We start from the raw sequence: 12,671 nt of genomic DNA, 5'->3' as shown, positions 1-12,671 counted from the left end.
CGTCCACCCGTATGGGAGACTTGCCGCGATGTCTCTCAGCGTACCTGCGGACCCGGCCTCCGCCCGGAGCCTCACCGATGTCATGCCGCACATGGTGGCCTCTCTCTCAGGTCACGACGACTGGCTGCCGCCCGCACAGAGCGCGATCGTGTTCGTCGTCGATGGGCTGGGCCGCTTCAATCTCACCTCCCGCGCCGGTCACGCCCGGTTCCTGGTGGGCGCGATGGCCAAGCGCGATATCGCCCACACGGTCTTTCCGAGCACCACGGCAGCCGCCCTCACGAGCCTGCTCACCGGCCAGGGCCCTGGTCGCCACGGCATCGTGGGGTATCGCGTGCGCATCCCGGGCACCGATGAGGCCCCGAACCAGCTGAAGGGCTGGGAGTCGCACGGCCTGGATCCGCACTCCTGGCAGCGCGCCCAGCCGATCTTCGAGCGCGAGCACGGCCGGCCCTGCTTCGTCGTGACGAAGTCGGAGTATGCCGGCACCGGGTTCACCGAGGCGATCCTGCGGGGCGCCGAGTTCGTCGCCGCGGACGATCTGGACGAGCGCGTGCAGCAGGCCGCCGAGTTGGCCGCCCGTCACCCGGGCGCGCTGATCTACCTCTACGCCAACGAGCTCGACGCGCTCGGCCACCGCCACGGGTGGGAGTCCGACGCCTGGTCGGCGGGGCTGGAGCGGGTGGATGCCGCGGCCCGCCGGCTCGCGCAACTGGCGTCCCCGCGCACCGGCGTCGTGGTGACCGCAGACCACGGCATGGTCGACGTGCCGCGGCATCGCCACCTGCTGCTGCGCGAAGGAGACGGGCTCACCGACGGCGTGCGCGTGTTCGGCGGGGAGCCGCGGATGCTGCATCTATATGCCGACCCGGACCGGGCCGCGGCGGTGCATGCCGCGTGGCTTGCGTCCGAGGGTGACCGGTCCTGGGTGTTCACCCGTGACGAAGCCGTGCAGGCGGGACTGTTCGGACCGACCGACGCGGAGGTGATCCCGCGCATCGGCGACGTGATCGTCGCGGCTCGAGCCGGTGTGGCCTACTACGATGACCGCGGCGCCGACAAGGCGTCACAGAAGATGGTCGGCCAGCACGGATCGATGACCTCGGAGGAGCGGATCGTGCCGCTCATCCGACTAGGCGCCTACGCCGGTTAGGACTCTTCGGTGCGGGCGCCGAAGACGATCTCGTCCCACGACGGCATCGAGGGGCGTCCGCCCTTGCGCCGGCCACCGGCATCGGCAGCCTGCGTCTCGTGTGCCGACGGGCGCGTCTCTTCGGCAGGCTGTTCGGACCGGGCGGCGTCATAACCGGGATCCGCCGGCTCGAACAGCGCGATCGGCGACGAGGAGACAGGGGAGGGTGCAGCGGCGGTCGTCCCCGGCAGCGGCTCGCGCTGACCGCGGCGACGACGCAGCGCCTCGAGCAGGTCGGCGGTCTCCGAGGAGGTCACCGGTGCGTCGGGGGCACGCTTGATCGCGGCGGACTGCACCGCGGGTGTGGCGTGGGCGCGCACTTCCGGCGCGTCGAAGTCTTCGGGCTCCACCGGGCGACGGGGGCCGAACGCACCGCTGTCGAAGCGGGACTCGTCCTTGCCGACGGGGTGGTCCAGGGCACGCAGCCGCGGGATGAGGCCGTCCGGCAGCGATCCCTGACGCGAGAGCTGGGTGGCATCGCTGTTCTGCGGTGCCAGCGTGCTGCGGCGCGGGTCGAAGGTCCACCGGGCGTCGTGGTCGACGTCGTTCGCGGTGAACTCGAGCTTGACGATCCAGCCGGTCTGTTCGCGCCAGCTGGTCCAGCGTTCGCCGACGGCACCGGCCTCGGCGAGCTTGGCTCGCACGGCCGCGCCGAATGTCGGCTGCGCGTCGGGTTCGAGTTCGCTGCCAACGAGAACGGGCACGGCGAGGGCTTGCCCCACGATGTGCTCGCGCTCGGCGAGCACCGGTCCCTCGTACCGCTGGATGTCCTCCAGTCGCGCGCCGAACAGGTCCGCGACCTCCGCCGCCGACATGCCGGAGCGGATGTGCGCCTGAATCTCGCGCGGACTGGACTTGGGTACGCGTCGTTCCCCGTCGCGGTCGCGCCGTGCCTTGCGCAGTTCTGCGCGCAGCACGTCGTCGACGGGAAGGGCGAAGCGTTCGCCCGTCTCGGTTGCGAGGACGATCGTGCCGTCTTCGGTGCCGATCACCTTGAGCTGTTCCATGCGAAACACCCCTCCGAATCTGCCGTGTGGGCCCATGGTGTCACAGCACACGCCGTACGCCCGGAATAACCAGGGCGCGCCGCGAGTTTCACGCCCTGACGATCGGGGCTGCAGCGGCCCGCGCCGCGCGGCATTTGCGAAAAGGCATCCCGTCATGCAAACTATCGCCGCCCGATCGGGCGAACACGCACGCTGAACTGGAAGAAGAGACGTTCGAGAATGGCCACCGATTACGACGCACCGCGCAAGACCGAGGATGACAGCGAGTCGATTGAAGCGCTCAAGGAGCGAGTGCCCGACAAGCTCTCGGGCGCAGTCGACGTGGAGGATGCCGACAACCCGTCCGGCTTCGAGCTTCCCGGCGCCGACCTCTCCGACCTCGAGCTCGATGTCGTGGTGCTTCCCCCGCAGGAGGACGAGTTCACCTGCTCCAACTGCTTCCTCGTGAAGCACCGCTCGCAGATCGACCACGACACCCCCGCTGGCGCCGTGTGCATGGAGTGCTCCGCGTAAGACCCCTCAGTCGCCCGGCCGTGCAGCGCGGATAGCAGCGCTGAGACGGTCGGGCGTTCGGGTGGAGATGACCCACATCGGCACGGGGTCGCGAGGGTCATCGACCGGCACGCGAACGATCCCGTCCACGCCGCCACGCACCACCAGCCACGAGCGCGAATCCAGTTCGGTGCCACGCGCCGCGCGAGCGGCATCGCCTGCCAGCGCCTGCGGCTCACCGAGGTAGCGCACCTGGATCTTCGCGCGTCCGGCGTGGAGCCAGCCGTCGCGCACTTCGATCACGGGGGACAGGCCCATCAGCAGCGCGACCGCGCCGATGCCGACGACAGCTCCCACCGCCAGGCCGAGGGTCGGGTCGAGGGGCGTGAGCACCAGGGCGGCCATCGGGCCGACCACGGCGGCGCTCACGAGCACCCAGAGCGAGGGACTGAGCCGCTCGCGGTATGTGTATGCCGGGCGAATGCCGGCCGCTGTCTTCTGCATTAGCCTCGTGGGGTGACCGAATCCGTGGACGTTCCCATTGTTGCATCCGAGGTTCCCGGTTACGCCCACCCCGGCGACGCGGGAGCCGATCTCGTCTCGGCCGAAGCGCTGCGACTCGAACCAGGCCAGCGTGCCCTCGTCGGCACCGGTGTCCGGATCGCGCTGCCCGACGGGTACGCCGCTTTCGTGGTGCCCCGCAGCGGCCTGGCAGCCAAGCACGGGATCACGATCGTCAACTCGCCCGGCACCGTCGATGCCGGCTACCGCGGCGAGATCAAGGTCGCGCTACTGAACACCGATGCGACCGAGCCGTACGAGATCGCCGTGGGCGACCGCATCGCACAGCTGATCGTCATGCCCGTCACCCGCGCGCGCTTCCTGCCGATGCCTGATCTGCCCGGCAGCGTGCGCGGCGACGGCGGGTTCGGCTCCACCGGGTACGACAAGACAGGAAACCACGCATGACCGACCCGACGTCACAGGACCTCCCGCCGCGCAAGGCCGCGCCCGAAGACCGAGCCGAGCACGGCCCGTTCGACGAGTCCGAAGCCAACCCGGTGCGCCCGTACATCGATCTCGGCGGCATCAAGGTGCTGCCCCGCGAGGGGTTGAACCTGCGCCTCGAGGTCGAGGAGCAGACCAAGCGCATCGTCGCGGTAGGCCTGGACTACGCCGACTCGACCCTCCAGGTGCAGCCGTTCGCCGCACCGCGCTCGGCAGGGCTGTGGGACGAGACCCGTGAGCAGATCCGCCAGCAGATCCGCCAGCAGGGCGGGCGCGTCGAGGAGCGCGAGGGTCCGTTGGGCCCCGAACTCCTCGCCGAGGTTCCCGTCGCCGACACCGGCGGCGCCACCGGAAAGCGCCTGGCGCGGTTCGTCGGCGTCGACGGCCCCCGCTGGTTCCTGCGGGGCGTCATCGGGGGAGCTGCGACCTCCGACGCGGATGCCGCGGAGCGCGTGGAAGACCTGTTCCGCTCCCTCGTGGTGGTGCGCGGCGGCACTCCGATGCCCCCGCGGGACCTCATCCCCCTGAAGATGCCGGCCACGCCGGGCAGCGCGTGAGCACACCGCACGACCCCACCGCCGACCGCGATCCCGACCGCGACCGCGACCTCACGCCGCCCGAGCCGTCCACCGCGGATGTGCTGGGCCAGGCACTCAGCGGTGCCGCGCGTCGCGCCGGCCTGGATCCCACCGATGAGCGACCCACGGGCCATGTCGTCTGGCATGCGATGGGTGGCTGGCGCGGGGTGCTGGAATCCGTCCTGCCGGGCCTCGTCTTCGTCGTCGCGTACACGCTGACCGTCGATCGCGAGACGGGGGAGGCCAACCTGCCGCTGAGCCTCGGGCTCTCCGTCGGCCTCGCGGTCGTCTTCACGCTGCTGCGTCTCGCGCAGCGCACCCCACCCTCCGCCGCCCTCGGCGGGCTGATCGCCACCGCGGCGGCCGCGGGGCTGGCACTGCTCACGGGCCGCGGCGCCGACAACTTCGTCCCCGGCTTCATCACCAACGCCGCGTACGGCACCGCACTGCTCATCTCGGCCCTGATCGGCTGGTCACTGATCGGTCTCGCGGCCGGTTATCTCATGGGGGAGGGGACGACCTGGCGGCGGGACCCCCGCAAGCGTCGGGTCTTCTTCTGGCTCACGCTGGCGTGGGCGGCACTGTTCTACGCCCGGCTCGCGGTGCAGCTTCCGCTGTATTTCGCCGATGACGTCGCGACGCTGGGAACCCTCAAGCTGATCATGGGTCTGCCACTGTTCGCGCCCCTCATCGCGGTGACGTGGCTCGCCGCGCGCGCGCTCTACGCACGCCCGGCGGAGTGATACATTTATCTTGATATCAAGATAAATTTCCTCCCCTGGCGGGTTAGGCGGGCCTCACTAGCCGCCGTCCGCCAAGCCGGGGATGATGGGGGAACGGGCCAGTGATGGCCACCCCGCGGCCGACGAAGGAGACACGCGTGTCCAGTGTTGACAGCTTCGGTGCCAAGAGCACCCTGACGGTCGGCAGCACCGACTACGAGATCTTCCGCATCGAGACGGTGCCGGGGTACGACAAGCTCCCGTTCAGCCTCAAGGTGCTGCTGGAGAACCTGCTGCGCACCGAGGACGGCGCGAACGTCACGAAGCAGCAGATCCAGGCGCTGGGGTCGTGGGATCCCGACGCGCAGCCCGACACGGAGATCCAGTTCACCCCCGCGCGCGTGGTGATGCAGGACTTCACCGGTGTGCCCTGCATCGTCGACCTCGCCACGATGCGCGAGGCGGTCACCACCCTGGGCGGCGACCCGAACAAGATCAACCCGCTGTCTCCTGCGGAGATGGTGATCGACCACTCCGTGATCGCCGACCTGTTCGGCACCGCCGACGCGCTGGAGCGCAACGTCGAGATCGAGTACCAGCGCAACGGTGAGCGATACCAGTTCCTGCGCTGGGGCCAGAGCGCGTTCAACGACTTCAAGGTCGTCCCGCCTGGCACCGGCATCGTGCACCAGGTCAACATCGAGCACCTCGCCAAGGTCATCTACGACCGCCAGGTCGACGGTGTGCTGCGGGCCTACCCCGACACCTGCGTCGGCACCGACTCGCACACCACGATGGTCAACGGCCTCGGCGTGCTGGGCTGGGGCGTCGGCGGCATCGAGGCCGAGGCCGCAATGCTCGGCCAGCCGGTGTCGATGCTCATCCCGCGCGTTGTCGGCTTCAAGCTCACCGGCGAGATCCCGGCCGCAGTGACCGCCACCGACGTCGTGCTGACGATCACCGACATGCTGCGCAAGCACGGCGTCGTCGGCAAGTTCGTCGAGTTCTACGGTGCCGGCGTCGCCTCGGTGCCCCTGGCCAACCGCGCCACCATCGGCAACATGAGCCCCGAGTTCGGCTCGACCGCGGCGATGTTCCCGATCGACGACGTGACGCTGGAGTACCTGCGCCTGACCGGTCGCGACGAGCAGGCCGTGGCACTGGTCGAGGCGTACGCCAAGGCGCAGTCCCTCTGGCACGACGCGTCGGTGGAGCCCGCCTTCAGCGAGTACATGGAGCTGGACCTGTCCACGGTCGTCCCCTCGATCGCCGGCCCCAAGCGCCCCCAGGACCGCATCCTGCTGTCGGAGGCCAAGACGCAGTTCGAGAAGGACATCGTCGGCTACGCCACGGCATCCACGTCCGACGACATCGTCGACCTCGAGTCGAAGCACTCGTTCCCCGCCTCCGACCCGGGCCAGGTGCCCGGTGTCGAGGAGCCGGTGACCCGCGAGGTGCACATCGGCAGCGGCGGACCGGCTGCAACCTCCAAGCCGGTCAAGGTGACCCCTCCCGAGGGTGACCCGTACATCCTCGACAACGGCGCTGTGACGCTGGCCGCGATCACCTCGTGCACCAACACGTCGAACCCGTCCGTCATGATCGCCGCGGGTCTGCTCGCGCAGAAGGCGGTCCAGAAGGGTCTCAAGCGCAAGCCGTGGGTCAAGACCACGCTCGGCCCCGGTTCCAAGGTCGTCACCGACTACTACGAGAAGTCCGGCCTGGACAAGGCACTGGAAGCCGTCGGCTTCTACACCGTCGGCTACGGCTGCACCATCTGCATCGGCAACTCGGGACCGCTCATCGAAGAGGTCTCCGCCGCCGTCAACGATCACGACCTCGCCGTCACCGCGGTGCTGTCGGGTAACCGCAACTTCGAGGGGCGCATCAGCCCCGACGTGAAGATGAACTACCTGGCCTCGCCGCCGCTGGTGGTCGCCTACGCACTGGCCGGCTCGATGCACTTCGACTTCGAGACCGACGCGCTGGGCAAGGACACCGAGGGCAACGACGTGTTCCTCAGGGACATCTGGCCGGCACCGCAAGAGGTGCAGGACGTCATCGCCACCTCGATCTCGCGTGAGCAGTTCATCAAGCAGTACGCCACCGTGTTCGACGGCGACGAGCGCTGGAAGAACCTGCCCACCCCGACCGGCCCGATCTTCGAGTGGGACGAGCAGTCGACGTATGTGCGCAAGGCGCCGTACTTCGAGGGCATGTCGATGGAGCTGACCCCGGTCGCCGACATCACCGGCGCCCGCGTGATGGCGACCCTGGGCGACTCGGTCACGACCGACCACATCAGCCCGGCCGGCAACATCAAGCCCGGTACCCCCGCGGCGCAGTACCTCATCGAGCACGGTGTGGAGCGCAAGGACTTCAACTCCTTCGGCTCGCGCCGCGGCAACCACGAGGTCATGATCCGCGGCACGTTCGCGAACATCCGGCTGAAGAACCAGCTGGTCAGCGCGGTCAACGACGGCAAGGTCGTCGAGGGCGGCTACACCCGCGACTTCACGCAGCCGGGCGGCCCGCAGGCGTTCATCTACGACGCGTCGATGAACTACCAGGCCGAGGGCACCCCGCTGGTCATCTTCGGCGGCAAGGAGTACGGCTCCGGCTCGTCGCGCGACTGGGCGGCCAAGGGCACGAGCCTGCTGGGCGTGAAGGCCGTCATCACCGAGAGCTTCGAGCGCATCCACCGCTCCAACCTCATCGGCATGGGCGTCGTCCCTCTGCAGTTCCCCACCGGTCAGAGCTGGGAGTCCCTCGGCCTGGACGGCACCGAGATCGTCGCGATCACGGGTCTGGAGCAGCTGAACGAAGGCGTCACCCCGAAGACGGTCCGGGTCACCGCCACGCCCAGCGAGTTCTCCGCCGAGGGCAAGCAGCCGGTGGAATTCGATGCCATCGTGCGCATCGACACCCCCGGTGAAGCGGACTACTACCGCAACGGCGGCATCCTGCAGTACGTGCTGCGCAGCCTCGTCTGAGTCACACTGTGAACAGGCCCGGAGTCGACGACTCCGGGCCTGTTCACATTCGGCGCCACGACCGCGCGAGTAGACTCAGGAGCCCGTGTGGCCCCCAAGGAAGGACACGCATGTCGCTGCTCGCTTCGGTCTCCGGACCCCGCGACCTCGATCGGATGACGGTCGCGGAACTCGATGCACTCGCGGCGGAGATCCGTGAGTTCCTCGTGGAGAACGTCGCCCGCACCGGCGGTCATCTCGGTCCGAACCTCGGCGTGGTCGAGCTGACCATCGCGATCCACCGCGTCTTCCGCTCGCCGGAGGACCCGATCATCTTCGACACCGGCCACCAGTCGTACGTGCACAAACTGCTCACCGGCCGCCAGGACTTCTCACAGTTGCGCGCCCGGGGCGGGCTTGCCGGCTACCCGCAGCGCAGCGAAAGCCCACACGACGTCGTGGAGTCCTCACACGCGTCCAGCTCGCTCAGCTGGGCCGACGGCATCTCCCGCGCCCTCAACCGCACCGGTCGCACCGACCGTCACGTCGTCGCAGTCGTCGGTGACGGCGCGCTGACCGGCGGGATGACCTGGGAGGCGCTCAACAACATCACCGACGACAACGACCGCAACCTCGTGATCGTCATCAACGACAACGGCCGCTCCTACGCGCCCACGATCGGCGGCATGGCGCGCTACCTCAACCGGGTGCGCACCGCCGAGGCCTACCGCACCCTCCATCGCGGTTCGGATTCGCTGTTCCGCCGGCTCGGGCCCGCAGCCCGCGCGGTGTACCGCGGCGTGCGCGGCGGCACGCACGGGTTCCTGACGCGCTTCGTCAACAACGCCGCGCTGTACTCGAACCTCGACATCAAATACCTCGGCCCCGTCGACGGGCACGACATGGCGTCGCTGCTGGAAACCCTGGAACTGGCGAAGTCCTACGGCGCCCCGGTGATCGTGCACGCGATCACCGATAAGGGCCGCGGCTTCGGGCCCGCCCTCAGCGACGAGGCCGACCAATTCCACGCCGTCGGCCGCATCGACCCGATCACCGGTGAGGCGATCGCCGGCGCCGGCGCCGGCGCCACCGCCTGGACCGACGTATTCTCCGAAGAACTGGTCGCCGCCGGGGAGCAGCGCGAGGACATCATCGCGATGACCGCGGCGATGCTGCGCCCCACCGGCCTGCTCCCGTTCGCGCAGCGCTTCCCCGACCGCGTCTACGACGTCGGCATCGCCGAACAGCACGCCGTGGCCTCCGCCGCCGGGCTGGCCTACGGCGGACTGCACCCCGTGGTCGCGCTCTACGCCACCTTCATCAACCGGGCGTTCGACCAGGTGCTGATGGACGTGGCCCTGCACAAGGCCGGCGTCACGTTCGTGCTGGACCGCGCGGGTGTCACCGGTCCCGACGGCCCCAGCCACCACGGCGTGTGGGACCTGGCCATGCTGCAGCTCGTGCCGCAGATCCGCATCGCCGTGCCCCGCGACGCGGAGCGGCTGCGCGAGGAGTTCCGCGAGGCGATCGCCGTTTCCGACGCCCCCACCGTGGTCCGCTTCCCCAAGGGCGCCGTCGGCACCGATCTTCCGGCGATCGAGCGGCTGCGCGACGGCGTCGACGTGCTGGCCCGCAGTGACGCGGAGGACGTGCTGCTGGTGGGCATCGGCCCGATGGCGCACCTCGCGATGGACGTCGCCGAACGCCTCCGCGCGCAGGGGATCGGCGCGACGGTGGTCGACCCTCGCTGGGTGATCCCGGTGCAGCCGTCGATCGTCGAGCTCGCCGCGACGCACCGCCTGGTGATCACGCTCGAAGACGGCATCCGCGTCGGCGGCATCGGCACTCGGGTGCGACAGGTGCTGCGCGAGGCGGGCGTGGACACCGCCGTGGACGAGCTGGGTCTGCCCGACGAGTTCATCGACCACGCCACGCGCGAGCAGATCCTCGCCGACGCCGGCCTGACCGCCGCGAAGATCGCGCAGGACGTGGTGTCGCAGGTGCTGGGCATCCGCATCCCGGTCGCTCGCCCCACGACCGACACCGGGGCGCTGTGGATGACCCAGGTCACGTCCCCCGACGACTCCGCTCAGAACCGCGACGACCAGTCCTGACCGACCCGCCGTGCGCGCCGTCATCGACGAGGCGCGGCGTGCGTGAAAACATGGACGGATGAGCAGCGCCAACCTCGGCCGGGACGAAACCGCCGCCCGATCCGCCCACGTCACCCTCCACACCGTGCGGGTCGAGCTGGATGTGACCGGTGCACCGGATGCCGCCACTACCGGCTTTCCCACCGTCAGCACGCTGCAATTCGACGCCGACGTGCCGGAGACCTGGATCGACTTCATCGGCGAAGCCGTGGAGTCCGTGCACGTCAACGGCGTGGCCCACCCTGTCGAGTGGGACGGCGCGCGCATCCGTGTCGCCGGGCTGGCACCGCAGAACACGGTGCGCATCGCCGCGCGTGGCGCGTACAGCCACACCGGTGAGGGCCTGCACCGGTTCGTGGACCCCGTGGATGCCGCGACGTACCTGTACACGCAGTACGAACCGTCCGACTCCCGACGGGTCTTGGCGTGCTTCGAGCAGCCCGATATGAAGGCGCGCTACGAGTTCGTCGTCGCCGCACCCGCCGGCTGGCACGTGCTGTCCAACCAGCCCGCCGTGGACGTCCAGGTCACCGGCGACACGCAGCGGGTGGCGTTCGGCCAGACACCGCCGCTGTCCAGCTACATCACCGCCGTCGCCGCGGGCCCGTACCACCGCGTCGATTCCGAGTGGCGGCGCGGCGACCAGACCGTCGCGCTGGGTGTGCTGTGCCGCGCGTCGCTGGCGCAGCACCTGGACGCGGACGAGATCATCGAGATCACCCGGCAGGGGCTGGACTTCTTCACCGATGCCTTCGACTATCCGTACCCGTGGGGCAAGTACGACCAGATCTTCGTGCCCGAGTACAACCTCGGCGCGATGGAGAACCCGGGGCTGGTGACCTTCAGCGAGGGGTTCGTGTTCCGCGGCGCCGCGACGGTCGCTCAGCGTGAGGGCCGGGCGAACACGATCCTGCACGAGATGGCGCACATGTGGTTCGGGGACCTCGTCACCATGCGGTGGTGGGACGACCTGTGGCTCAAGGAGTCGTTCGCCGACTACATGGGCGCCCACGCGACGGCGGCCGTCACCCGTTTCACCGACGCGTGGGTCACGTTCGCCGTGCGACGCAAGGCCTGGGCGTACCAGCAGGATCAGCTGCCGACCACGCATCCGATCGTCGCGGACATCCCCGACCTGGAAGCGGCCGAGCTCAACTTCGACGGCATCACCTACGCCAAGGGTGCCGCCGTCCTGAAGCAGCTGGTCGCCTTCGTCGGCGAGGACGCATTCTTCGACGGGGCCAGGCGCTACTTCGCCGCCCACGCGTTCGGCAACACCACGCTAGAGGATCTGCTGGCACAGCTGGAAGCCGTCTCCGGCCGCGATGTGCGCGCCTGGTCGCGCGCGTGGCTGCAGACCACCGGCGTCAGCACGGTGTCTGTCGAGCGGGGCGAGGAGGGCCTGACGCTCGTGCAGACCGACCCTCGCCCGCACCGCCTCGGCGTGGCCGCGTACGACCTGCAGGACGGGCGCCTGGTGCGCGGTGCGGCCATCGAGGTGGACATCCGCGACGCGCGCACGCCCGTGCCGCTGCCGGCGGCCGGTGCCGCGCTCATCCTCGCCAACGACGGCGACCGCACCTATGCGAAGGTGCGGCTGGATGCGGCATCCGTCGACGCCGTGCAGGCCGCGCTCTCAACGATCGACGACCCCCTCGCCCGCGGCCTGGTGTGGTCTGCGCTGTGGAACGCCGCCCGCGACGGCGAACTGCCCGTCGCGCGCTACCTCGACATCGTGCACCAGCACGCCCCCGCGGAGTCGAACATCGCGCTGCTGACCGACGTACTCGCCAATACCGCGGTCGCGATCGGCCACTACGTGCCTGAGGCCGCACGTGACGCCCAGCGGGCGGCGTGGCTGGAGACCTGCTGGCAGGCGATGGCGGATGCCGCGCCGGCCAGCGGTGCCCAGCTGGCGTGGGCGCGGGCGGTGGGGGAGGCCGCGGCGTACGACCGGTCACGCGCGGCGCAGCTGCGGTCCTTCCTCGAGGGCGCCGACGCTCCGCCTGCGGGCCTGTCACTGGACCCGGAGCTGCGGTGGACCTGGTGGACCGCGCTGGCCACGACAGGTGATGCCACCACGGCGGATGCCGATGCCGAGCTGCACCGCGACGCCACCGCCACGGGGCGCACCGCGCACATCCGCATGTGCGCCTCCCGGCCGGACCAGGACGTGCGGGCCGCCGCATGGCAGGCGGCGTGGGAGGACACCACGCTCACGAATGACCACCTCAGCGCCACGATCGCCGGTTTCCGGGCCGGCGGCCGGCGCGACCTCATCGGGGCGTACGACGCGGATTACTTCGCCCGCATCCGTGAGACGTGGGCGGACCGCAGCATCGAGATCGCGCGTCGCCTGGTGCGGGGACTGTTCCCGGCATCCGATTCCCTCGAGCCGGCCGACGCGTGGCTGGCCGCGCATCCGGACGCGCCCGCCGCACTGCGGCGCATCGTGATCGAGCAGCGGGACCACCTCGCCCGCGACCTGCGCGTGCGCGCGGCGCAGTAGCGGGCAGGCGCGTCGCCGAGTCGCCCGCCACAACTTCG

10 protein-coding genes are annotated in these 12,671 nt (G+C 69.9%); 8 read left to right on the top strand and 2 right to left on the bottom strand.

Features of this window, described 5'->3' with window-relative positions; all coding sequences use genetic code 11:
- Window positions 1-28: 28 nt before the first annotated feature.
- Window positions 29-1,153 carry an alkaline phosphatase family protein gene (locus NQ151_RS01525; RefSeq protein WP_257526799.1) on the top strand — a complete coding sequence of 375 codons (1,125 nt, stop codon included), beginning with the start codon at window positions 29-31 and terminating at the stop codon, window positions 1,151-1,153.
- On the opposite strand, the gene sepH is transcribed toward NQ151_RS01525, so the two are convergent.
- Window positions 1,150-2,199: a septation protein SepH gene (sepH, locus tag NQ151_RS01520; RefSeq protein ID WP_257509770.1), complete on the bottom strand. Its 1,050-nt coding sequence runs from the start codon at window positions 2,197-2,199 to the stop codon at window positions 1,150-1,152. The two genes, NQ151_RS01525 and sepH, sit on opposite strands and share 4 nt — an antisense overlap.
- Before the next feature lie 219 nt (window positions 2,200-2,418).
- Between sepH and NQ151_RS01515 the strand changes: the two genes are divergently transcribed.
- Entirely contained in the window at window positions 2,419-2,712 is a 294-nt protein-coding gene (locus NQ151_RS01515) for a DUF4193 domain-containing protein (protein WP_257509771.1), read from the top strand.
- 6 nt (window positions 2,713-2,718) lie between these two features.
- Here NQ151_RS01515 and NQ151_RS01510 read toward each other — a convergent pair whose 3' ends face one another.
- A complete protein-coding gene (locus NQ151_RS01510; RefSeq protein ID WP_257509772.1) occupies window positions 2,719-3,195 on the bottom strand; it encodes a DUF3093 domain-containing protein in 477 nt (158 codons plus the stop codon).
- 12 nt (window positions 3,196-3,207) lie between these two features.
- On the opposite strand from NQ151_RS01510, the gene dut reads away from it, so the two are divergent.
- From dut to pepN, 6 genes are all read left to right on the top strand, one after another.
- Window positions 3,208-3,660, top strand: coding sequence for a dUTP diphosphatase (gene dut / locus NQ151_RS01505; protein WP_257509773.1), 453 nt, complete (start codon window positions 3,208-3,210; stop codon window positions 3,658-3,660).
- Window positions 3,657-4,256 (top strand): DUF3710 domain-containing protein, encoded by a 600-nt coding sequence (locus tag NQ151_RS01500; protein ID WP_257509774.1) that lies wholly within the window; start codon window positions 3,657-3,659, stop codon window positions 4,254-4,256. Before dut ends, NQ151_RS01500 begins: the two co-directional genes overlap by 4 nt.
- Window positions 4,253-5,020 (top strand): DUF3159 domain-containing protein, encoded by a 768-nt coding sequence (locus NQ151_RS01495; RefSeq protein WP_257526798.1) that lies wholly within the window; start codon window positions 4,253-4,255, stop codon window positions 5,018-5,020. Before NQ151_RS01500 ends, NQ151_RS01495 begins: the two co-directional genes overlap by 4 nt.
- Before the next feature lie 104 nt (window positions 5,021-5,124).
- Window positions 5,125-7,992 (top strand): aconitate hydratase, encoded by a 2,868-nt coding sequence (locus tag NQ151_RS01490; protein WP_257526797.1) that lies wholly within the window; start codon window positions 5,125-5,127, stop codon window positions 7,990-7,992.
- Window positions 7,993-8,102: 110 nt separating this feature from the next.
- Window positions 8,103-10,085 (top strand): 1-deoxy-D-xylulose-5-phosphate synthase, encoded by a 1,983-nt coding sequence (gene dxs, locus NQ151_RS01485; protein ID WP_257526796.1) that lies wholly within the window; start codon window positions 8,103-8,105, stop codon window positions 10,083-10,085.
- A 58-nt stretch (window positions 10,086-10,143) separates the two neighbouring features.
- Window positions 10,144-12,633, top strand: a complete 2,490-nt coding sequence (gene pepN, locus NQ151_RS01480) for an aminopeptidase N (protein WP_257526795.1) — start codon at window positions 10,144-10,146, stop codon at window positions 12,631-12,633.
- Window positions 12,634-12,671: the final 38 nt, after the last annotated feature.

It is taken from the genome of Microbacterium sp. zg-YB36 (assembly GCF_024623575.2).
Lineage (GTDB): Bacteria > Actinomycetota > Actinomycetes > Actinomycetales > Microbacteriaceae > Microbacterium.
This window is presented reverse-complemented; position numbering and strand designations above follow the sequence as displayed.